19 protein-coding genes are annotated in these 21016 nt (G+C 66.1%); 8 read left to right on the forward strand and 11 right to left on the reverse strand.

Annotated elements, in window-relative coordinates:
- The 7 genes from EA346_RS13090 to dksA all read right to left on the reverse strand — a co-directional run bounded on the left by EA346_RS13090 (nucleotide 1) and on the right by dksA (nucleotide 8347).
- Complete coding sequence (locus EA346_RS13090) at nucleotides 1-261, reverse strand: DUF4212 domain-containing protein (RefSeq protein WP_296759325.1); 261 nt, start codon at nucleotides 259-261, stop codon at nucleotides 1-3.
- A gap of 48 nt (nucleotides 262-309) precedes the next feature.
- Nucleotides 310-2187: a DUF294 nucleotidyltransferase-like domain-containing protein gene (locus tag EA346_RS13095; protein WP_296759328.1), complete on the reverse strand. Its 1878-nt coding sequence runs from the start codon at nucleotides 2185-2187 to the stop codon at nucleotides 310-312.
- A 212-nt stretch (nucleotides 2188-2399) separates the two neighbouring features.
- Entirely contained in the window at nucleotides 2400-3707 is a 1308-nt protein-coding gene (locus EA346_RS13100) for a sigma-54 dependent transcriptional regulator (RefSeq protein WP_296759331.1), read from the reverse strand.
- On the reverse strand, nucleotides 3704-6634 hold the full coding sequence (locus tag EA346_RS13105) for an ATP-binding protein (protein ID WP_296759332.1): 2931 nt from the start codon (nucleotides 6632-6634) through the stop codon (nucleotides 3704-3706). Before EA346_RS13105 ends, EA346_RS13100 begins: the two co-directional genes overlap by 4 nt.
- The gene (locus EA346_RS13110) at nucleotides 6624-6794 is read right to left on the reverse strand and encodes a hypothetical protein (RefSeq protein WP_296759334.1); all 171 of its coding nucleotides are present in this window, start codon (nucleotides 6792-6794) and stop codon (nucleotides 6624-6626) included. Before EA346_RS13110 ends, EA346_RS13105 begins: the two co-directional genes overlap by 11 nt.
- Before the next feature lie 118 nt (nucleotides 6795-6912).
- A complete protein-coding gene (gluQRS, locus tag EA346_RS13115; protein WP_296759335.1) occupies nucleotides 6913-7857 on the reverse strand; it encodes a tRNA glutamyl-Q(34) synthetase GluQRS in 945 nt (314 codons plus the stop codon).
- Nucleotides 7858-7894: 37 nt separating this feature from the next.
- Nucleotides 7895-8347, reverse strand: a complete 453-nt coding sequence (gene dksA, locus EA346_RS13120; protein ID WP_296748767.1) for an RNA polymerase-binding protein DksA — start codon at nucleotides 8345-8347, stop codon at nucleotides 7895-7897.
- A gap of 168 nt (nucleotides 8348-8515) precedes the next feature.
- Between dksA and EA346_RS13125 the strand changes: the two genes are divergently transcribed.
- Complete coding sequence (locus EA346_RS13125; protein ID WP_296759337.1) at nucleotides 8516-9295, forward strand: HAD-IA family hydrolase; 780 nt, start codon at nucleotides 8516-8518, stop codon at nucleotides 9293-9295.
- 62 nt (nucleotides 9296-9357) lie between these two features.
- On the opposite strand, the gene xseA is transcribed toward EA346_RS13125, so the two are convergent.
- On the reverse strand, nucleotides 9358-10791 hold the full coding sequence (gene xseA, locus EA346_RS13130) for an exodeoxyribonuclease VII large subunit (RefSeq protein WP_296759339.1): 1434 nt from the start codon (nucleotides 10789-10791) through the stop codon (nucleotides 9358-9360).
- Nucleotides 10792-11315: 524 nt separating this feature from the next.
- Between xseA and guaB the strand changes: the two genes are divergently transcribed.
- From guaB to EA346_RS13160, 6 genes are all read left to right on the forward strand, one after another.
- On the forward strand, nucleotides 11316-12776 hold the full coding sequence (guaB, locus tag EA346_RS13135) for an IMP dehydrogenase (RefSeq protein ID WP_296759341.1): 1461 nt from the start codon (nucleotides 11316-11318) through the stop codon (nucleotides 12774-12776).
- Between the two features lie 211 nt (nucleotides 12777-12987).
- A complete protein-coding gene (guaA, locus tag EA346_RS13140; protein WP_296759343.1) occupies nucleotides 12988-14565 on the forward strand; it encodes a glutamine-hydrolyzing GMP synthase in 1578 nt (525 codons plus the stop codon).
- Between the two features lie 476 nt (nucleotides 14566-15041).
- Nucleotides 15042-16289 (forward strand): cysteine desulfurase, encoded by a 1248-nt coding sequence (locus EA346_RS13145; RefSeq protein ID WP_296759346.1) that lies wholly within the window; start codon nucleotides 15042-15044, stop codon nucleotides 16287-16289.
- Entirely contained in the window at nucleotides 16286-16735 is a 450-nt protein-coding gene (gene sufU, locus EA346_RS13150) for a Fe-S cluster assembly sulfur transfer protein SufU (RefSeq protein ID WP_296759348.1), read from the forward strand. The genes EA346_RS13145 and sufU overlap by 4 nt, the downstream gene beginning before the upstream one ends.
- Before the next feature lie 197 nt (nucleotides 16736-16932).
- On the forward strand, nucleotides 16933-17097 hold the full coding sequence (locus EA346_RS13155; protein WP_296759351.1) for a DUF1328 domain-containing protein: 165 nt from the start codon (nucleotides 16933-16935) through the stop codon (nucleotides 17095-17097).
- A gap of 124 nt (nucleotides 17098-17221) precedes the next feature.
- The gene (locus EA346_RS13160) at nucleotides 17222-17431 is read left to right on the forward strand and encodes a DUF3185 family protein (RefSeq protein ID WP_296759353.1); all 210 of its coding nucleotides are present in this window, start codon (nucleotides 17222-17224) and stop codon (nucleotides 17429-17431) included.
- A gap of 148 nt (nucleotides 17432-17579) precedes the next feature.
- Here EA346_RS13160 and EA346_RS13165 read toward each other — a convergent pair whose 3' ends face one another.
- From EA346_RS13165 to EA346_RS13175, 3 genes are all read right to left on the reverse strand, one after another.
- Nucleotides 17580-19100 (reverse strand): NAD(P)H-dependent oxidoreductase, encoded by a 1521-nt coding sequence (locus EA346_RS13165; RefSeq protein WP_296759356.1) that lies wholly within the window; start codon nucleotides 19098-19100, stop codon nucleotides 17580-17582.
- A 159-nt stretch (nucleotides 19101-19259) separates the two neighbouring features.
- Nucleotides 19260-19862, reverse strand: coding sequence for a DUF4126 domain-containing protein (locus EA346_RS13170; protein WP_296759359.1), 603 nt, complete (start codon nucleotides 19860-19862; stop codon nucleotides 19260-19262).
- A gap of 145 nt (nucleotides 19863-20007) precedes the next feature.
- A complete protein-coding gene (locus EA346_RS13175) occupies nucleotides 20008-20490 on the reverse strand; it encodes a hypothetical protein (RefSeq protein ID WP_296759362.1) in 483 nt (160 codons plus the stop codon).
- 293 nt (nucleotides 20491-20783) lie between these two features.
- Between EA346_RS13175 and EA346_RS13180 the strand changes: the two genes are divergently transcribed.
- Entirely contained in the window at nucleotides 20784-21005 is a 222-nt protein-coding gene (locus EA346_RS13180; protein WP_296759364.1) for an acetyltransferase, read from the forward strand.
- Nucleotides 21006-21016: the final 11 nt, after the last annotated feature.

The following is a 21016-nucleotide window of genomic DNA, read 5'->3' on the forward strand; positions in this document are numbered from 1 at the left end:
TTACTCCTCGTGCACGTCGAACTTACGGTCCAGCACGTTCATGCGCCAGGCGTAGAAAAAGATCAGGATGATGAAGGTGTAGATCGAACCCTGTTGCGCGAACCAGAAGCCCAGCGGGTAACCGCCGAGGCTGAAGGCGTTCAGCGGCTGTGACAACAGGATGCCGAACCCGAAGGAAACGACGAACCAGATCGTCAGCAGTATGGCGAGCAGCCGCAGATTCGCTCGCCAGTAGGCGGCTCTGCTTTCCTCTTGTGTCATGGGATTTCTCCTTAGGTCTTGGTGTGAAAGGTCTCCTCCGACACATGGTCAGAGCTGGTACTGAACCGCGAGCTGCCCCTGCAGCTTGCGGGCCTGCCGGAAGGCCTCCTTGAGCACGCGCGCCTCAAGGGTCCCGAGGTCCTCCGGTCGGATTCGGTTGCTGTCCTCGCGCCCTGCATCCAGCGCACGCTGCTGCGTACGCAGGCGCAGCATCTGCAGATAGCGCAGGGCGGCATGATAGTCGCGGGCATCGTTTTCGCGCAGCACCTCGCTGGCAACGGCCTGGTCCAGCCGCTCGTGAGAGCGGGTGGCGGGGAGTTCCGCCGCCAACGCCATGACCCGGGCGCCGTCGACGAAGGGCGTCAGGCCCTGGAGCTTGATGTTGATGCCGTCGGCGCCGCTGCGGATCTCGCCGAACAATCCCAGCGGCGGGCGGATACTCATCTGGTTGGCGGCCATCTGGCGCCGGAAGCGGCTGTTGAAAGCGGTCTTGCGCAGCATCTGCGACCGCAGGGATTCCACCGGGTCGGCATCGCCGTCGATGGTTCGCAGGTCGAAGAAAATCGAACTCTTCAGCAGGTGCTCCGGCGTGCCCTGTTCGATCCAGCGGCTGAAGCGCCGGTCCCATTCCGGGCCGCTCAGGCAGCACTCCGGATTCCCGGCCATGATGTTTCCGGGGCAGAGGTCGAAGCCGCACTCATCAAGCGCCTTGTTCACATCCTGGGCGAAGGGGAGCAGCCGCTCCCGTGTCGCGTCCTCCTGTCCCTTCTCGCACTGGAACAGGATGCCGTTGTCCTGGTCCGTGCGCAGGGCCTGTTCCTCGCGCGCCTGGGAACCGAAGGCGAGCCAGGTGAAATCGATACCGTTGATATCGTGTTGCCGACGCATCAGGGCCAGCACCCGGCGGGTCGCGTGATCGTTGATGCGGGTGATCAGGCGCAGGATCTGGTCGGCTTCCGCCCCCTGGCTGATCACGGCGCCGATCATGCGTGGAACCTCGCGGAGGTGGTCGGCGATGGTGCCGACCGCTTCGGCACGAAGGATGCCCCGCACCATGCGGTCGAGCGTCAGCGGATTGGAGGTCAGCAGATCGCGCTCCCCGAGTACCCCCACCAGGCGCCCGTCGGCGACCACGCAGATGTGCTTCATCCCGTGTTCGGCCATGGTCTCGATGCCCTCGAATCCCAGCGCGGAGTCCGCAAGCGCAATCGGATCGGGGGTCATCACCTGCTGCAGCGGGGTGTCGAGGTCGACCTCCTGCAGCGCGACGCGACCGAGCAGGTCGGTCATGGTGAAGATTCCGACCGGCCGTTGCGCCCCGTCGACCGCGACGATCGAGCCGACCCGCTGGTCGCGCATGGTGGTCAGGGCGGTCCGCAACGGGGTGTCGGGGCTGCAGGTCACGGGTTCCTTGGCGATCCGTGCTCCCAGAGGGGTATTCAACTGCCCGCTGCCGCCGCCCCCGTTGCCCATGCCCTGGCTGAGCAGCCCCTGGTGGACCCGGTCCAGCAGGCTGGCAAGGCGCCGCGAGCAGAAGTCGTTGAAGACCTGGGAACGCGACCGCAGTCGGTCGAAGTCCTCGACCGAGAGTTCGAGGCAGATCGTGTCCTCGAGTGCGCGATGCACCGTATGCACCGGACGGCGCCCCAGCAGCGCCCCGATCGGGAAGGACTCGCCGGGGATCAGTTCCCAGGCCTTGCCCGAAATCTGTTCGTCTTCGCTGGGCGTCTCACCACGAATCCGGCCCTGGCGGATGATGTGGAAGCGCTGCGCCGGGCCGTGGTCCGGATCGGTGATGCGATCGCCACTGGCGTAGAAGCGGGTCTCCAGGCGCGGCAACAGGAACTCGAGTGCGTCTGCCTCCAGCCGGTCGAACGGGGCATGGGCGCTGAGGAATTCCCGGGTTGTGTCGAGCGCGTCGGACATGGGTGCCTGGTGCAAGCGAGTGAGCCCTCGGTACTGCAATACTCACGCCAGACATGGGTGTCCGTTGGGAATGAATGGGTTACTCGTCGGCCCGGTTTGCATCCGGGGTCGTGACGTTACGCTCCGTAACACGTCGCCGTTACGGAAGGTAACGCAGCGTCTCGTGTGCGGCCGGTTCTGGCGAAGCCGCGGCTTCGTCCGGAAGCCGATCGTCAAGTCCGCGGCAGGTTCTCACGCTGCCGCCGCTCCCAGAGCGTCTTGCGGCTGATGCCCAGGGCCCGGGCGAGCTGGGTCTCGTTCATCTGTCCCTGGTTCTCCAGCACGAAGCGTCGGAAGTAGTCGCTCAGGCTACCCGGGTGTCCCCGCGGTTCCGCGGCCGAAGCGGCGAGTCCCAGGTGTTCCCAATCGATACGGCTGCCCTCCGACAGAACCACCGCGCGCTCGAGGGCATTCTTCAGTTCGCGGACGTTACCCGGCCACATGTACTGCATCATGCGTGCGACGGCCTCCTCGCCCAATGCCAGGCCCCTCTTGCCGAACCGGTCCTCGAGTTCAAGCAGGAAGCGTTCCGCGAGCAGGGTCAGGTCCTCCATGCGCTCCCGCAGTGGAGGAATCCGGATCTCCAGCACGCGCAGGCGATAGTAGAGATCGGCCCGGAATTCACCCGCGTCGATCATCGCCTCGAGATCGCGGTGCGTCGCAGCGAGGAGTCGCACATCGACACGCCGGGCCTGGTTCGCTCCCACCGGTCGGATCTCTCCCTCCTGGAGCACCCGCAGCAGACGGGCCTGCGCGGCGGGTGCCAGTTCCCCGATCTCGTCCAGGAACAGCACGCCGCCGTGGGCAGCCTCGACGAGGCCTGCGCGCGCCTTGACCGCTCCGGTGTAGGCGCCCTGGGCGTGCCCGAACAATTCGGCCTCCACCAGTCCCTCGGGGATGGAGGCGCAGTTCACGGGAACGAAGGGCTGGCCGGCGCGCGGGCTCAGCGTATGCATCGCGCGCGCAGCCACCTCCTTGCCGGTACCCGACTCACCCCGGATCAGCACGGTGGAATTCGCTGCCGCGACCCTGCGGATCTGTTTGCGCAGGGTCGCGATGCCGGGGGTCTGGCCAATCAGCCCGCAGTCCTCTGCGGACTCGGGTACGGCGGCCATCCGCTCCCGGCTTTGCTCATTGCTGCGCAGGGCCGCGCGCAGCGTCAGGAGCAGGGCATCGTGGTCGAAGGGCTTGGCGATGTAGTCGATCGCGCCCGACTTCATCGCCTCGACCGCGGAGGGCACGGAGGCATAGCTGGTCATGATCACCGTGGGCAGCCGCGGGTATTCCCCGATCAGAGTGGTGCCCTCGCCGTCGGGGAGGCGCAGGTCGGCCAGCAAAAGGTCGAATTCCCCGCTGGTGGCCAGCCGGCGCGCACCGGCAAGGTCCTCGGCCAGCGCGACCTCGAATCCCTGGTGTTCCAGGAAGCGCCGTACGCCACGGCGGATGGCAGCCTCGTCGTCGACCAGAAGAATGCGTGTCATGTGGTTACGCCAAGCGGAAAGGTCAGGATGAATTGGGCACCGCCTTCCGGTGCATTGGTCGCCACAAGGCTACCACCGTGGTCCTGTACGATGCTGTAGGCCACCGGCAGACCCAGGCCGGTACCCTGCCCGGCCGGCTTGGTCGTGAAGAAGGGTTCGAACAGACGGTCGATCGTGGTCTCCTCGATCCCCGGGCCCTGATCGTGAATCTCGAGGCGCACCCTGCTGCCCGTCTGTTGGGCACGGATACCGATGGTGGCGGCGGGCGGTGACGCCTGTTCCGCGTTCGTCAGGAGATTGATGAAGACCTGCAGCAGCTTGGGCCGCGCGCCCTGGATGGCCAGGCCTGCAAGTCCCGAAAGGTCGTAGTGGATGTCCTTGCGCCCCGCCAGGCGCGTCAGGCGAATCGCCTCGGCGACCAGATCGTCCAGGGTCACCGGTTCGAATCCGCTGCGCGGAGGGGTATCGGAATGGGCGAATGCGATCAGCGACTGCACGATGGCGTTGATGCGGTGGGTTTGCCCGACGATGTCGTCGGCGATGTCACGGATTTCGGCGGGATCGTCTTCCAGAGGCAGGGTCTGTGCCAACGATGCGATGCCGGCCAGCGGATTGCCGATCTCATGGGCGACGCCGGCGGCGAAGCGGCCGATCGAGGCGAGGCGGTCGCTGTGCGCGACCTCGCTCTCCAGCTGCACCCGGGCGGTCACGTCCTCGATCAGGATGACATAGCCCTCGCGGCGGCCTGCGACCACCTCCAGGGAAGACTTGTGCAGGTTCAGCCGCCGCGGTCCGTGACGCGTTTCGAGGTTCAGCTTGTAGATCTGGCGATCCCCGCTCTCGAGGAAGGCCTGCAGCAGCCCACCCCACGGCCGTTCCAGCCGCTCGATCAGCTGGCCGACGGCGCTGTCCGTGGAAATGCCCGTGAGGACGCGCAGGGCGTGGTTCCAGCCGGTGATTTCACCCCCCGCGGTCGTGCTGCACACGCCCAGCGGCAGTTCGTGCAGGATCTGCCGGTGGAAACGGCGCAGGGCGTCGAGTTCGGCGGCCAGGCCGGTCAGCGGCAGCCTGGCGTCTTCCAGCTGCTGTTCGATGCGGCGCAGGCTCTCGCCGAGACTGGAGCGTCCGGCGGCGTCCAGGCGCAGGTGCTGGTCCACGATCATGCGGGCGAGGACCGGGCCCAGCAAGCCGGACAGGTTGCGCTCGATGCGCTCGCGCAGGCGCTGCAGATCGCGCCGCGAACGCGTGTGGCGCGGCAGGCCCAGGTCGTCCAGGGCCCGCTGCACTTCGTGCCGGGCGGGCATCGTCCCAAGCGTGGCGCCCAGTTCCGCCTCCATCTCGGTGACGTCGCGGGCCAGCGGCAGACCGGCAGTCGGAGAGAAGGATCCGCCGGGACAGCAGGCCTGTCCGGCCTCGATCTCCTCCTGGTTCGGGCGCGAAAGCAGCGAACCGAGAACGAACAGCAGGGTGTTCGCACCCAGGCTCACTGTCAGCGCGAAGGTCCAGGCATCGAATTCCCCGGCGCCGAGGGCCTGCTGCAGTTGCGGTGCCGACGCCCAGATTCCGGCGTTACCCAGCAGCGGCGCCACCAGGCTGAAGAACCAGCCGAGGATGCCGGCACCCAGACCGAGCAGGAACCCGACCCGGGTCGCGCGCGGCCACAGCAGGAGGCCGACCAGCCCGGGGAGGAACTGGGTGACCGCGGCGAAAGAGATCAGGCCCAGCTGGGCCAGCCCCTCGACCACCTGCAGGAGCCCGTAGAAGCCGTAGCCCAGCGCGATGATCAGGACGATCCACATGCGCCGACCCCACAGCAGGTTGCGGTAGAGGTTCGCCGACAGTGTCCTGCGTTCACGCACCCGGGCCGGCAGCGACAGGTAGTTCATGCCCATGTTGGCCAGAGCCAGCGTCGTTACGATCATCATTGCGCTGGCGGCGGAAAGACCGCCGATGAAGACCAGCAGGGCCAGCGTCGGCGATTCGAGCCACGCGGCCAATCCCAGGGCGAAGTAATTCGTGTCCTGGGTCAGGTCGGCGGCCTGCCCGGCCCAGTACAGCACGGGCATCGGCAGGTTGAGCAGCAGCAGGAAGAGTGGAAACCCCCATGCCGCCTGGGTCAGGGCCCTCGGGTTGATGTTCTCGGTGAACAGCATGTGGAATTGCCGGGGCAGCAGAAATGCGGCAGCGAAGGCCAGCACCATCAGGCTGAACCAGCCCCCTTCGAGTACGGGCGAGTACAGTGCGGTGACCGCTTCGGGATGCCGCTCCAGCCAGGCATCCAGGCCGGCCAGTCCGCCGAAGACCGCGAACAGGCCGATGCCGGCGATGGTCAGCAGCGCCACCAGCTTGACCAGCGACTCGAAGGCGATGGCGACGACCAGGCCCGAGTGCTTCTCGCGCGGCGAGATGTGACGGGCGCCGAACAGGACCGCGAACAGAGCGATGGTGGCGCTGAACGTCAATGCCAGGAGGTGGGGTGGGGTGTCCGCCGTCAGGACTGCGGCGGATTCCGCCACCGCCTTGATCTGCAGCGCGATATAGGGGAGTACACCAGCCAGCATGAACAGGGCGACCACAGGGCCTGTGAGGCGGCTGCGGTAGCGGAAGGCGAAGAGGTCGGCGAGTGAGGTCAACTGGTGTTCGCGGGCCAGTCGCAGGATCGGACGCAGCAACCATGGCGTCGCGGCGAACGCGAGGGTCACGCCAAGGTAGATCGTCAGGTACAGATACCCGTGGGTCTCGAGAAAACCCAGGTTGCCGTAGAACGTCCACGAGGTCGCATAGACACCCAGGGACAGGGTGTAGACCCAGGCGTTGCCGGCCAGGCTTCCGAGGGTCCGCGTGCGTTCGGCAGCGAAGGCGATGCCGAACAGCAGCGCCAGGTAAATGACCCCGACCGTGTAGAGCAGCCCGAGACTAAGGGTCACGGCGGTTCATCATGCTGACGGCGATCAGGGCGATGAACGCGGCCCAGGCCGCGAACGGCCACCACCATGCCGGTGCCACCGTGGCCACCCAGGGAACGAGCGGCGACAGGAACAGCAGGATTCCCACGACGACGAGCAACACGCCAACGGACGGGTTCATTGGCAGTCTGCCCTGCCGGGTCCGCGATCTGCGAGGTTTCTCATCATGCATTGCCCCTACACACGCCTAATGGCGCCGGCCTGATGTTCGCGGTTGCACGGCCTTCATGATATTCCGTTCACTTTAGTCGCCCCGGCGCAGGTTGGTCACCCTGGCGCAGGAACGCCTCGGGAATCGGACCCGTGGGCAAGAAGCGGGAATGCCAATGGGAGCGCGCATGCTCAAGCAATTCGCCGGCGGCGCGGGCTCCGCTGGCCGCAAAGTCGGCTTCGATCCCGGGGACGCCGATCGCGGTCAGCACCCGGGCCAGGAAAGCGCCGGCGTCACGACAGTGGATAGGGGTGGCCCCGGAGGACTTCGCGAGCTTGAGACGGTTGCCCGCAATCACCACCGGATGGTGGAGATAGCGCGGGGCGCTCCGGCCCAGGGACTGATACAACTGCATCTGCCGGGGTACCGAGCCGAGGAGGTCGATGCCCCGCACGACATCGGTGACTCCGAGATCGATGTCATCCACCACCGTCGCGAGCTGATAGGCGAAGAAGCCGTCGGCGCGCCGGATCACGAAGTCACCGCCCAGCCAATGCAGGTCGAAGCCGAGCGGGCCGAGACAACGGTCCACCAGCGTCCAGTGGCGCTGGACCGCCCGCAACCTGAGGGCCCGTGCCTTGCGTCCGGCAGGGAGGCCATTGCGACAGGTGCCCGGGTAGACGGGGCCCTCCCAGCCGGGCTGCCCGGCGGTGACCACGTCCTTGCGGGAGCAGCCACAGTCAAAGGCATGCCCACACGACAGCAGCTGCCTTGCAGCCTCCTCGTAGGCCTGCCCGCGCTGGCTCTGACGGACGACGGGACCATCCCAGGACAGGCCGAAGCAGTCGAGGGCACGGAGGATGGCGTCGCTGGCTCCCGCTACGGCGCGCGGGCGATCGATATCGTCGATGCGCAGATGCCAGCGACCGTCCTGGCTGCGGGCGTCCAGCCATGAGATCACGGCTGCGGTCAGGGAGCCCGGGTGGAGCGGGCCCGAAGGGGTGGGCGCGAAGCGGCCGACGTACGTGGTCAAGACGTCGCCGGCTGGCGCCGGGGAGGGTGGCCGGCCCTCATGCCATCTGTTTCTCCTTGATCTCGGCCAGCGTCTTGCAGTCGATGCACAGCGTCGCGGTCGGGCGCGCCTCAAGGCGGCGGATGCCGATATCGACGCCGCAGGCCTCGCAGTAGCCGTAGTTGCCGAGATCGATGTTGCGCAGAGCCTCGTCGATCTTCTTGCACAGCTTGCGTTCCCGGTCCCGGGCGCGCAGTTCCAGCCCAAACTCCTCTTCCTGGGTCGCGCGATCGGCGGGATCGGCGAAATTCGCCGCATCCTGCTTCATGTGCCCGACGGTGCGGCTCACTTCTTCCACCAGCTCCTGTTTCCACATCAGCAGGAGTTCCCGGAAATGTGCGAGCTGCGCCTTGCTCATATATTCTTCGCCCGCTTCCGGCTCATACGCGGCGATGCCGCTCGCGACCATGTGCTTGGAGGAGGGCTTGGCGTTCTTCGGGTTTGCAGCCATCGTCGCTGATCTCCAGCATGAAATGGGCGCCTTTAGTATCAGAGTCGGACCCCGACGGCAAGCCCCCCGGGGTGCTCCGGGATCGCGCGACGCTCGGTATGTTGCCGTTGGCGGGGTCCTGAAACGCTTGTCCGGGCGGACTGCTCGGGCCGGTTCCGGGAGGATTGCATGGACAGACTCGCTGCGCTGATCTTCGATGTCGACGGCACGCTCGCCGATACCGAGCGGGATGGCCACCGGGTGGCCTTCAACCGGGCCTTCGCCGAGGCCGGCCTGGACTGGCACTGGGACGTCGCCCGGTACGGGGCGTTGTTGTCGGTGACCGGCGGCAAGGAACGCATCAGGAAATTTCTCTCCGAGGACTGGCCGGCGCTGCTGCAGGAGCCGGATATCGACGCGCGTATCCGAGCCCTGCATGCCGCCAAGACCCGCCACTATGTCGCGTTGCTGGAGACGGGCGCGATCCCGCTGCGGCCGGGCGTTCGGCGATTGCTGCAGGAGGCGCGCGCTGCGGGACTGCGGCTGGCGATAGCGACCACCACGACCCCGGAAAACGTGACCACCCTGCTGCGGGCCACGCTGGGCGAGGAGGGGATCGGGTGGTTCGAGGTGATCGCGGCCGGCGACATCGTGCCGGCCAAGAAGCCGGCACCCGATATTTTCCATCGCGCGCTGGCGGAACTGGCCCTGCCGGCCCGGGCCTGCCTGGCATTGGAGGACTCGGACAATGGCGTGCGGGCGGCCAAGGGCGCCGGTTTGGCGGTCGTGGTGACCACCAACGACTACACCGAGGGACAGGACTTCTCCGGTGCCGTGGCGGTGCTGGACGGCTTCGGCGAGCCCGGCGTCCCGGTGACGGTGCAGGCGGGAGAGCCGCCAGTGGCCGGTCATGTCGACCTGGACAGTCTGGAACGCTGGCACCGGTTGGCCTGGGAGGCCGGGTTGTAGGAGGCGAGCCCTCTCGGCGACAGCTCCGCCGGGCAAGCCCGGTCGGCCAGGAGGCTGGCCTCCTACACGGGCTTCTTCCGGGCGGCGGATTGGGTGCGAACTTCGAGAACCTGCAGATCCAGCTCGCCCCGGGCCAGCCGCGCGCGCAGGCGGGCGTTGGCGAGTTCCGGTTCGGCACTGCGGATCACCCGCTGGTCGGGGGTCATCAGGATGCTGTAACCGCGCTGCAGGACGGCATCGGGGTCCAGGGCCCTCAGCCTTCCGGCGACGCCGTCCAGCCGCGACCGGTCCCGGCCGAGCCGGTTGCGTACTTCGCGCCGGAGGCGTTCGTGCAGGCCCTCCAGCCGGCCCCGCTGCAGCTGCAGCTGCCGGGACGGGCGCGCCTGCAGGAGGCGATGCCGCAGCTGCTGGAGGCGGGCCTGGAAGGTCCGAATACGATGCGCTGGGCTGTGCAGCCGCAGTTCCAGCGCCAGTTGACGCAGCCGGGACCGCTGGCGCTCCCCCTGACGGCGAACCCCCCGGTCCAGCCGGCCGCGCAGTTCGTCCAGGCGCAGCAGATGCTGTTCCAGGCGCCGGCCCGGGTGCATGCGGCGCAGCCGCGCCAGCGCCTGCGCCAAAGACTGCCGGCGTGCCCTTAGCTGGCTGGCGAGCGCCTGGCGCATCCGCGTCCGGGACTCGGCCAACCGGCGCCTGAGCATCGCTCCATCCGGGCTTACGGCCTCTGCCGCCGCGGTGGGCGTCGAGGCGCGCAGATCGGCGACGTAGTCGGCGATGGTCGTGTCGGTCTCATGGCCGATCCCCGTGACCACCGGGATCGGACAGGCGGCGATTGCGCGGGCGACCGTCTCCTCGTTGAAGGCCCAGAGGTCCTCCAGCGAGCCGCCACCACGGGCGAGGATCAACACGTCCACCACGGCCTCCTCGCCGGCCTGTTCCAGCGCCCGCACGATCTGGGGCGCTGCCGCGGCGCCCTGTACTGCAACGGGGTAAAGCTTGAAGGGCAACAGCAGCGGGAAACGCCGTGCCAGCGTGCGGGCGATGTCGTGGCGGACATCGCCCTGGGGCGAGGTGATCACGCCAAGCCGGTGCACGAGGGGCGGAAGCGGTAGCTTGCGTTCGGGCTCGAACAGTCCCTCCGCGAGCAGCCGCGCCTTCAGGCGTTGGAACTCTGCCAGCAGGCGGCCCTCTCCGGCAGCCTCCAGCCGTTCGACGATGAGCTGGAATTGGCCGCGGGCCGTGTAGACGCCTGCGCGGCCCAGGATCTGAACCCGGTCGCCGTCGGCAAAGGCGGCTGCGTTGCGGCTCTGCCCCCGGAAAAGCGTGCAGCTGATACTCGCGGTTGCGTCCTTGAGCGAGAAATACCGGTGCCCTGAGGCATAGCGCTTGAGGTTGGAGACCTCGCCCTCGACCCACACCGCGCCCAGGGCGGCGCGCAGCAGGTCGTCGGCCTGCTGATTCAGTTCGCTGACGCTGAGGACGCTTCGCTCGTTCGCCATGTGGCTCCGGCGGTATGGCTTCGTTGGGCCTCGCAGCTTAACGTCAAATTACACGGCCCAGTTCTGTAGATCGGGTTAGCGTAGCGTAACCCGACGTGCCGGGTGCCGGGGAAGACGCTGTTTTGCGGCCATGGGTGGGTGCGAGACCCGTCGGGTTACGCCCTTTGGGCTAACCCGACCTACCGTTTGCGGCTTTTCATCGTCAGCCGGGGGGCTGCGGACGACTTATGGAGTGCGGGAGCTTGCTCCCGCCATTCGGCGTCGGGGATAACCCAGCTCCCCACAGCGGCGGCAAGCCGCCGCACTCCATAGGCACCCGCGCTTTCATCCTTCGTGGTGGCGCGTCCGAGGGCAGGAGAGTTGGCAGGGAAGGCCCCGGTCTCCGCCTCCTGGGCAGCCAGAAAGGTCTTGCATCGCGCGCCGCGCTCGCAGGATTGGTGCGGGTTTCCTTTACCAGGATCCCCGCGAATTTTATACTGATCGGCTATTTCCGTTTTCCCACGCCCCAACCTCAGGAGCAGCCCATGCGCATACTCGCGGAAGCCCTTACCTTCGACGACGTGCTCCTGCTCCCCGGACACTCCACCGTCATGCCCCGTGACGTCGACCTGTCCACTCACCTGACCCGGGAGATCACTCTCGGCTCGCCGCTGCTTTCGGCGGCGATGGACACCGTGACCGAGGCGCGGCTGGCGATTGCCATGGCCCAGGAAGGCGGGATCGGTATCGTGCACAAGAACATGAGCATCGAGGCCCAGGCCGAGCAGGTCCGCCAGGTGAAGAAATTCGAGGCCGGGGTCATCAGCGACCCGATCACGGTCGCTCCCGGCACCAGCATCGGCGAGGTGATGGAACTGACCCGCGCGAACCGGATCTCCGGGGTTCCGGTCGTGGACGGCACCGATCTGGTCGGGATCGTGACCTCCCGGGACCTGCGCTTCGAGACCCGCATGCATGCACCGGTATCCGAGATCATGACCCCGAAGGACCGCCTCATCACGGTGCCGGAGGGTGCCGACAAGAACCATGTGATGGGGTTGCTGCACAAGTACCGTATCGAGAAGGTGCTGGTCGTGAACGACCGTTTCGAACTGCGCGGAATGATTACCGTGAAGGACATCCAGAAGTCCTCCGAGCATCCGGGCGCCTGCAAGGACGATCGGGGCCGGCTGCGGGTCGGCGCCGCCGTGGGCGTGGGTGCCGGCACCGATGAGCGGGTCACGGCGCTGGTCGAGGCCGGCGTCGACGTGATCGTGGTCGATACCGCCCATGGTCATTCCCAGGGTGTGCTCGACCGGGTGCGCTGGGTCAAGCAGCACTATCCCGATGTGCAGGTCGTCGGCGGCAACATCGCCACCGCCGATGCGGCCCGCGATCTGGTCGCGGCCGGGGCCGACGCGGTCAAGGTCGGCATCGGGCCCGGGTCCATCTGCACCACCCGCATCGTTGCCGGCGTTGGGGTTCCGCAGATCACGGCGATCGCCAATGTCGCTGCCGCTCTGGAGGGCACGGGAATCCCGCTGATTGCCGATGGCGGCGTGCGGTTCTCTGGGGATCTCGCGAAGGCGATCGCGGCTGGCGCCCACAGCGTGATGCTCGGGTCCCTGTTTGCCGGAACCGAGGAGGCGCCTGGCGAAGTTGAGCTCTACCAGGGGCGGTCGTACAAGTCCTACCGCGGGATGGGCTCGCTCGGCGCGATGCAGCAGGGCTCTTCGGACCGCTACTTCCAGGATGTCGACACCGGTCCCGAGAAGTTCGTGCCCGAGGGGATCGAGGGCCGTGTTCCCTACAAGGGGTCGATCACCGCGATCATCCACCAGTTGACCGGCGGGCTGCGCTCCTCCATGGGCTATGTCGGAGCGCGCTCGATCGAGGAAATGCGGACCAAGCCGCAGTTCGTGCGGGTCACCTCGGCGGGCATGCGCGAGAGTCACGTCCACGACGTTGCGATCACCAAGGAAGCACCGAATTACCGGCGCGACTGATGATCGATCGCGCGGCTGATCGGTATCCGGCCGCGTCTCACGGGAGCGGACGTAGGAGGCCAGCCCCTGGCCGATGGGTTTCCCGGCGCCAGATCGCCGAGAGGGTTCACCTCCTGGGAAGGCTGATGCGGAAAGAGTGTTTTCACGACAGAGCGGCCCGCAGATCTTGCGTGATAATCAGGTGGTTTTCCCTTGATGACTGGGTGACGAGATGACTCAAGACGTACATGCACACCGGATCCTGGTGCTGGATTTCGGTTCCCAGTACACCCAGCTGATCGCTCGGCGCGTGCGCGAGGCGGGGGTCTACTCGGAGATCCATCCCTGGGACATGAACCCGGAGGCCATGCGGGACTTCGCCCCCAGTGGCATCATCCTCTCGGGCGGCCCGGAGTCTGTGAACATGGCGGATCCGCCGCGTGCTGAGGCCCTGGTCTTCGAACTGGGGGTTCCGGTGTTCGGCATCTGTTACGGCATGCAGACCATGGCCGCGCAGCTGGGTGGAAAGGTCGAACCCTCAAGTCACCGCGAGTTTGGCTATGCGCAGGTCCGTGCCCGTGGTCACACCCGCCTCCTGACCGATATCGAGGACCACACGACGGCCGAGGGCTACGGGCTGCTGGATGTGTGGATGTCGCACGGGGACCGCGTTACCGCACTGCCCCCCGGCTTCAAGCTCATGTGCTCGACCGACTCCGCCCCCATTGCCGGCATGGCCGACGAGGAACGCGGGTTTTACGGCGTGCAGTTCCATCCGGAGGTCACGCACACCCGCCAGGGCAAGCGCATCCTGTCGCGCTTCCTCCATGAAATCTGCGGCTGCGAGGACCTGTGGACCGCAGACAACATCATCGACGACATGATCGGTCGGGTGCGCGAGCAGGTCGGCTCCGACCACGTGCTGCTGGGTCTCTCCGGCGGGGTGGATTCCTCGGTGGTCGGCGCCCTGTTGCACAAGGCGATTGGTGACCAGCTGACCTGCGTATTCGTGGATACGGGTCTGCTGCGTCTGCATGAAGGCGACCAGGTGATGGCCACCTTCGCCCGGCACATGGGCGTCACGGTGATCCGGGTCGATGCCGAGCAGCGCTTCCTGAAGGCGCTGGAAGGCGTCAGCGATCCCGAGAAGAAGCGCAAGATCATCGGCGGACTGTTCATCGACGTCTTCGACGAGGAGGCCGGAAAGCTGGTCAATGCGCGCTGGCTGGCGCAGGGGACGATCTACCCGGACGTGATCGAGTCGGCGGGCTCCAAGACCGGCAAGGCCCACGTGATCAAGTCCCATCACAACGTCGGCGGCTTGCCGGAACACATGAAGATGGGCCTGGTCGAGCCGCTGCGCGAGCTGTTCAAGGACGAGGTGCGGAAGATCGGCGTGGAACTGGGCCTGCCCTCCGAGATGGTATACAGACATCCATTCCCCGGCCCGGGGCTGGGCGTGCGCATCCTGGGCGAGGTGAAGAAGGAATACGCCGACCTGCTGCGGCGTGCCGACGACATCTTCATCGAGGAACTGCGCCGCGCGGATCTCTACGACCAGGTTTCCCAGGCCTTCGCGGTATTCCTGCCGGTGCGTTCCGTCGGCGTGATGGGTGACGGCCGTCGCTACGATTACGTGGTCGCCCTGCGAGCCGTCGAGACCATCGACTTCATGACCGCGCGCTGGGCACATCTGCCATACGAGTTTCTCGACCTCGTCTCTCGAAGAATAATCAATGAGATAGACGGTATATCTCGTGTCACCTACGACATTTCCGGTAAGCCTCCCGCCACCATCGAGTGGGAGTGAAACGCCAGCCACAGGGGTCGGACCAAGCCAACCCATTGATCCCTATAGTAATTGAGGCGAAAAAACACCCCGAAAAAGCGCTTAAAGGGCCATTTTGGGCATCCAAAACGACGCCCTAACAGCGGAAACCCCTGGCGCGCCCCTTCGGGCTGCCCTTGTGCGCCGGGAATGTTCTGGAGACTCGATCCCTTCTTCTTAAACGCCCATTTTTGGCACCCAAAATGGCCCTTTAAGGCATTGATCCACCCTTATTTGGGCATCTTTTAACAGATTTAACAATGGCTTGGCTTGGTCCGACCCCAGAGACGCCGCTCTTGATCCTGTAACTTGACCCGGGCGTCGGATTGGGTCGAGGCTCGGAGCATGTGGTTGAACTCGTCTACTCTTGTTGGTCAGCGGCCGGGCCGGCCCCACGGGAGGTTGGTTTGCGAATGGGATAGGGGATCCGAGCCGCGAAAGCTGCCGAGGGCGTTGCCATGAATGCGATTGTCAAACCCAGGTCGGATGCCGACTGGGATGTTGCGCGCGTGCGCCGGGACTTCCCGATCCTGGATCAGGAGGTGCATGGTCACCCGCTGGCCTACCTCGACAACGCCGCGACCACGCAGAAACCGCAGTCGGTGATCGAGGCGATGGACCGGTACTACCGGCGCGACAATGCCAATGTGCACCGCGGCGTCCACGCGCTCGCGGAACGGGCAACGACGGATTTCGAGGCCGCCCGCGAGTCGGTGCGACGGTTTATCAATGCCCCGTCCGCTCGCGAGATCGTGTTCGTGCGCGGCACTACCGAGGCCATCAACCTGGTGGCGTCCAGCTTCGGTCAGGGGTTGCGCGAGGGTGACGAGGTCATCATCACCGCGATGGAGCACCATGCGAACATCGTGCCCTGGCAACTGCTGCGCGAGCGGACCGGCGTCGTCCTGCGGGTGTTGCCGATCACCCCGGCAGGGGAGTTGGACCTGGAGGCGTTGCCCGGCCTGTTCAGTGCCCGCACGCGCCTGATCGCGCTGACGCACGTGTCCAATGCGCTCGGTACCATCAATCCCGTACGGCAAGTTGTTGCGATGGCACATGAACACGGGGTTCCCGTGCTGCTGGACGGTGCCCAGGCCATGCCGCACATGCGGGTGGACGTCCAGGCGCTGGATTGCGACTTCTATGCCTTCTCGGGGCACAAGCTGTTCGGGCCCACCGGCATCGGTGTCCTCTACGGGCGCGAGAGCCTGCTGCAGGCGATGCCCCCGTACCAGGGCGGCGGCGAGATGATCCGCACGGTGAGCTTCGAGAAAACCACCTTCGCCGGACTGCCGCATCGATTCGAGGCAGGCACCCCGGATATCGCCGGCGCCATTGGTCTGGGTCGGGCGATCGAGTACCTCGAGAAGCTGGACTGGAGCGCCGTGATGGCCTACGAGCACCGCTTGCTGGAGTACGCCACCGATCGACTGAAGGACATACCGGGTCTGCGCGTCATCGGCGAGGCGCGGGACAAGGTTGCATTGGTTTCCTTCGTGATGGACGACGTGCACCCCCACGACATGGGCACGATCCTCGATCACCGGGGCTTGGCGGTCCGCGCCGGCCACCACTGCGCGATGCCGGTGATGACCTTCTACCAGGTACCCGCCACCTCCCGGGCGTCGATGGCCTTCTACAACACCGTGGAGGAGGTCGACAGGCTGGCGGCGGCCCTCCGGCACGCACGGGAGCTTCTGGCATGAGCGAACTGAACGACCTTTATCAGGAACTGATCCTGGATCACAAGCGGCATCCCCGAAACTTTCGCGATATGCCCGATGCCACCCGGGCGGTGGACGGACACAACCCGCTCTGCGGGGACCAGTTGCGGCTGTTCGTAAAGGTCGTGGGCGGGCGGGTCGAGGATGTCAGCTTCATCGGTGTTGGCTGTGCAATTTCAATGGCATCCGCGTCGATGCTCACAGAGACTGTGAAAGGGCGAACGGTGGACGAGGCGCAACGCCTGTTCGCCGACGTGCACGATCTTCTGACCAACGACCACCCGCACACCGACCCCGCCGAACTCGGTAACCTCGGGGCGCTTGCCGGCGTTCACGAGTACCCGATGCGGGTCAAGTGCGCGACCCTGTCCTGGCATACGCTGGACACCGCGTTGACCAGTGATGAAGACTCGGTGACCACGGAGTGAGCCATTCCGACCAGCCTCGAGGCGGGTGCCGCCTCGCTCCTCTTCCCGGTCGCGGGGCTTGCGGCGGAGATTCGCCGGGGTTCGAACCAGGCGGATGATTCACCCCCTATCCGATCGCGTACGAGACGGATCTCCTTTGGAAAAGGTCCCGCACGGCTGCTAAAGTTATTAGGACCACTCGTAACAAGGAGGTCGCCATGATCTATTGGGCATTGATCTTTCTGATTGTCGCCATCATCGCGGGAGCCTTGGGATTGACCGGTGTTGCCGGAGCGGCCACGAACATCGCCTGGATCCTGTTCGTCGTCGGTCTGGTGCTCGCACTCGTGTTCATGATCACCGGCAGACGTCCGCGGATCTGATCTTTCCATCGCATCGGTGATCCGGGGTCTGGACCCGGCCGCCGATCCGACCATCAACCATCTCGAGACTGCCAACCGTTATCGCGGATATCGGCAGTGGCAGGTCTTGCATAGGAGGACACGGATGAGCCCTGTTCGCATTCTCGGTATCGCCCTGCTGGTCGCGGGGATCGTTGCGCTTTATTTCGGCTGGCAGGCCTCCGAGGCATTCGTCGACCAGGCACACGAGGCACTGACCGGTCGCTTCACCGATGAGACCATGTGGTACTTCATCGGTGGCGGTGTCGCTGTGGTGGTTGGCCTGCTGCTGACCCTCTTCGGCGTCCGCCGATAGGGTCAGGACCGCTGCTCCGGTGCGGTCCGGTCGTGCCTCGAGGCACCCTGCGCCCGTCACCTGCGCAGGGTGTCAATGAGCGCATGCGAATGGCACCGGCCGGGGTTGCGCCTCACGGCACCGTACGCGTGACTAGGGCGACTGCGAGTCAACCGGCGAGCCGGAGTACCGGGATGATGCCAAACCAGAGGATGAAGGTGAGGGAAGCCGCCATCAGGCCATCGATGCGGCCCGGAGGGGCCGCGGATTCGATGCGTCCATGTAGCAGCCAGGCCAGCCACAACGCGTGGGGCACGGCCAGATAGGCGATCCCCGCGTATGCCCCGTCGGCCAGGCCGAGCAGGTCCCACAGCACTGCCGCAGCCGCCGCGAGCGCTGTGAACGCGGTGGCCAGCCACAGCGTATTCCTGCGCCCCAGCCGCACGGCCAGCGTGCGCTTGCCGGCAGCCGCATCGGCCTCGAGGTCGGGAATGCCCGATAGGGTGATCGACGGCAGGATTGCCAGCAGCAGCGGCAGGCTCAGCAGCCACGGCAGCGGGTCCTGCCAGTGCCCGCCAAGGAAGACGAAGCCGCACAGGATCACGCCGAGGCTGTGGGTGACCGCCACGTCGACCTCGCCCAGTCCGCGGTAGCTGAGTTTCATGGGCGGCACGGTGTAGCCGATGGCCAGGAACGTCAGCAGTGCCAGTACGGCGAGCGCTGCAGATGCGGAACCCGGCGTCAGGGTCAGGAGCGCCACAGTGGCCGCGACGAAAGCCGCCAGACTGACCGCAATGCCGGCCTGGACCTCCCGCGGGCTCAGCAAGCCTTCGACCAGTACCCGGGAGCCGCCGGTGAACATGCTGAAGAAGCGGTTGCTGCGGTCGCTGCGCAAGTCCAACAGTTCATTGCTCAGGACCGTCGCAACCTCCAGCAGGAACAGGCAGAGGTAGCCCAGCCAGAAGACCGGGTTGCCGAACACGCCGCCCGGCGGCCCGGCTGCGAGTGCCCCGGCCGTGTAGGCCAGCCAGGTCATCGGATAGAACTGCAGGCGCAGGCCCTGGAGCCAGGAGCCGGCTTTGCCGCGCAGCCGCTCGCTGGGTGTGAACCGGCCACGTTGCAGCCTCTGGCCCTGGCGGCGAGCGCGGTCCAGCCAGCGCTGGCGCCGCTCCGGGCTGGAGGTCCGCACTGGGCCGAAGACCAGAGAACGCACCGGCCGGATGCCACAGAAGCCCAGGGTCGCACGCGCCATCGCCTCGCGACCGGGCTGGCGATACACCAGGCGATGAATCAGCGGTGGGGTATCCATGGTCGTGATCAGCTGCGCGGAACGTCCGCCGAGCAATCCCTGGTAACCGGTACCGCCCTCGCAGGTCCGGAACGCGAAGCCGGGGGTGAACACCCGGTCCAGGAATCCTTTCAGCAAGGCCGGCATCGTGCCCCACCAGGTCGGATAGACGAACACCAGGTGTTCGGCCCAGACGATGAGGTCCCGTGCCTGCCGTAAACCCGCTTCCAGCGGCTGCTGGTTCGGCGATTCCGTGCGCACGTGGGGGTCGAACTCCAGCGCCGAGAGGTGTAACTGTCGAACCTCGGCGCCGGCCTCGCGTGCCCCCGTTTCGAATGCCCCGGCCAGTGCTCCGCACAGGCTCTCGACGCGAGGGTGCCCGAGGACGACCAGTACCTTCATGCCACTCTCTCGTCGAAAGCAAAGGATGCTGGCGACGATAAGGAACTCGCTACCGCAGCGCAATCGGGCCTGGCCGTACGCTTCATCGATGCTTTGCCTTGTGGGGATTGAGCCCCGCAGACGGCGATTCTGCAGTTGAGCCGGGATGCGACCGCTTTCTCAACGGTCGGGAGCCGGTGCCCGGTGTCGCCTGCCGCGTAACAGCCGGACCAGCCGCACCAGCAGCCAGGCCAGGACCAGGATCACCACCACGCCGAAGACCACCGGGATCAACAGGGCGAGCAGGATCGCGACCAGGCTGCCTCCGGTTTCGGAAGTCGCGATCAGGGGGTTGCCGAGACCGCCGGTCGAGGCCGTGGAAACGCCGCGCGCCAAAACGGTCGTGCCCTGCGTGATGCCCGCCGCGCCACCGCCCAGCAGGGCCGCGGTGCCCCACTGCAGCAGCCCGTGCATCTCCGGCAGTAGCGCCGCGACGATGACCGTGCCGCCCCCGATGGCCGCCGGCGTGGCCAGGGTGTCGAGCAGGTTGTCGACAATGGGGATGTAGTAGGTGCCGACCTCGAGCAGGGCTGCAATGCCCACCACCATCAGCACCGGGTCGGAAGCCAGCCAGGCGAATTGCTCGCCCAGTTCCAGCAGTCCGAAGCGCGCGGCAAGACCAAGCGCCAGCACCGGCAGAAACACGCGCAACCCTGCCGCGGCGCTCAGGCTGATGCCCGCCATCAGCGCGGGAAGGGTGCCCAACTCACTGATGGCTTCCATGACAGGTATTCTAGCCAATCGCCGCGCATCCACGTTACCCGGCACTCGACTTCCGGCCAAAGCGCTGTTTGACTTTACGTGGACCCCTTTGGAATCCGCGCATCAAAAGGCTCCGGTATGGCGGGTGTCGGTTGCTGCGTGTGACTTACAACCGGCTGCAGGTGTATTGCTCGCCAAACGCGTCCTCGAGCACAAGCTGCGTGGGTGTCTCCGCGAGGATGCGCGTGGTCTGGGTATGCGGGAGCTCCGGGAACAGCGATGTAATCTGCTGGATCAGGTGGCGCTGCAGTTCAACGCCCAATGTCGACCCCGGCGACAGTTCCAGCGTTTCCACGGTAACCGTGACGTCCTGCTGTTCGCGCACCCATTGCCCACGGCTCGTCGCCGCCAGCGTCAGCGGCCACCTCCCCAGGTGCACGATGGCATCCCCCTCGCTCTCGTAACGACCCTCGGGACGCAGATGAGCGCGGGTGTTCAGCTGCAGGGTCAGTTCGCTTTGCCCGACCGCCGCCAGATGTAGCTTCGTGGGGCAGGACCAATAGCCCGCCAACTCCGAACTGGCAGCCTCGGTGGCGAATCCGACTGCGATCAGGAGGAGGAGTGCAAGATCACGCCAGGAGCCCTTCATTCCAGTTGGTCCGCCTCGTGCCCCTTCTGCGGGGAAAACTCCAGGAAACTGTCCCAGTATGCAGTCCGGGAAACAACGACGCCACGCTATGCCTGAGAAAATCGGGGGTAGGTTGCCGATCCTGTTCGCACAGCAGAAACCGCAGGGCGTTCGAAGTGCTCGGCTGCGACCGGCAAGGCGAGCTGTTCCTTCGCTTTCGGACGGGGAAGCCACTGACGTGACGATGGGGGCGTTCTTGCAATCAGGGACCCCGCGTCCATACTCAGGGAAAGCGAGCGAGATGGAGGCCAGGCATGTTTCTCAAGGACATCAGCAACGGCCATCTGGTGGAGGTGCTGGATACGGCGGCACTCTTCGATCCGTCGGCGACCCATTTCAAAGGCCGCTACAACTGGGGCGAGGATCTTCCCGATCCCGAGCCTTTCGCCAAGGTCAACGTGGCGTTTCCCTCCGGCGAGCCGCTGCCCCGTTGCTGGCTCGATATGCACTACCGGGACGACGAACTGCGCCGGTGACCTGAACCCCC

The sequence above is a fragment of the Thioalkalivibrio sp. genome (genome assembly GCF_007692535.1).
Lineage (GTDB): Bacteria > Pseudomonadota > Gammaproteobacteria > Ectothiorhodospirales > Ectothiorhodospiraceae > Thioalkalivibrio.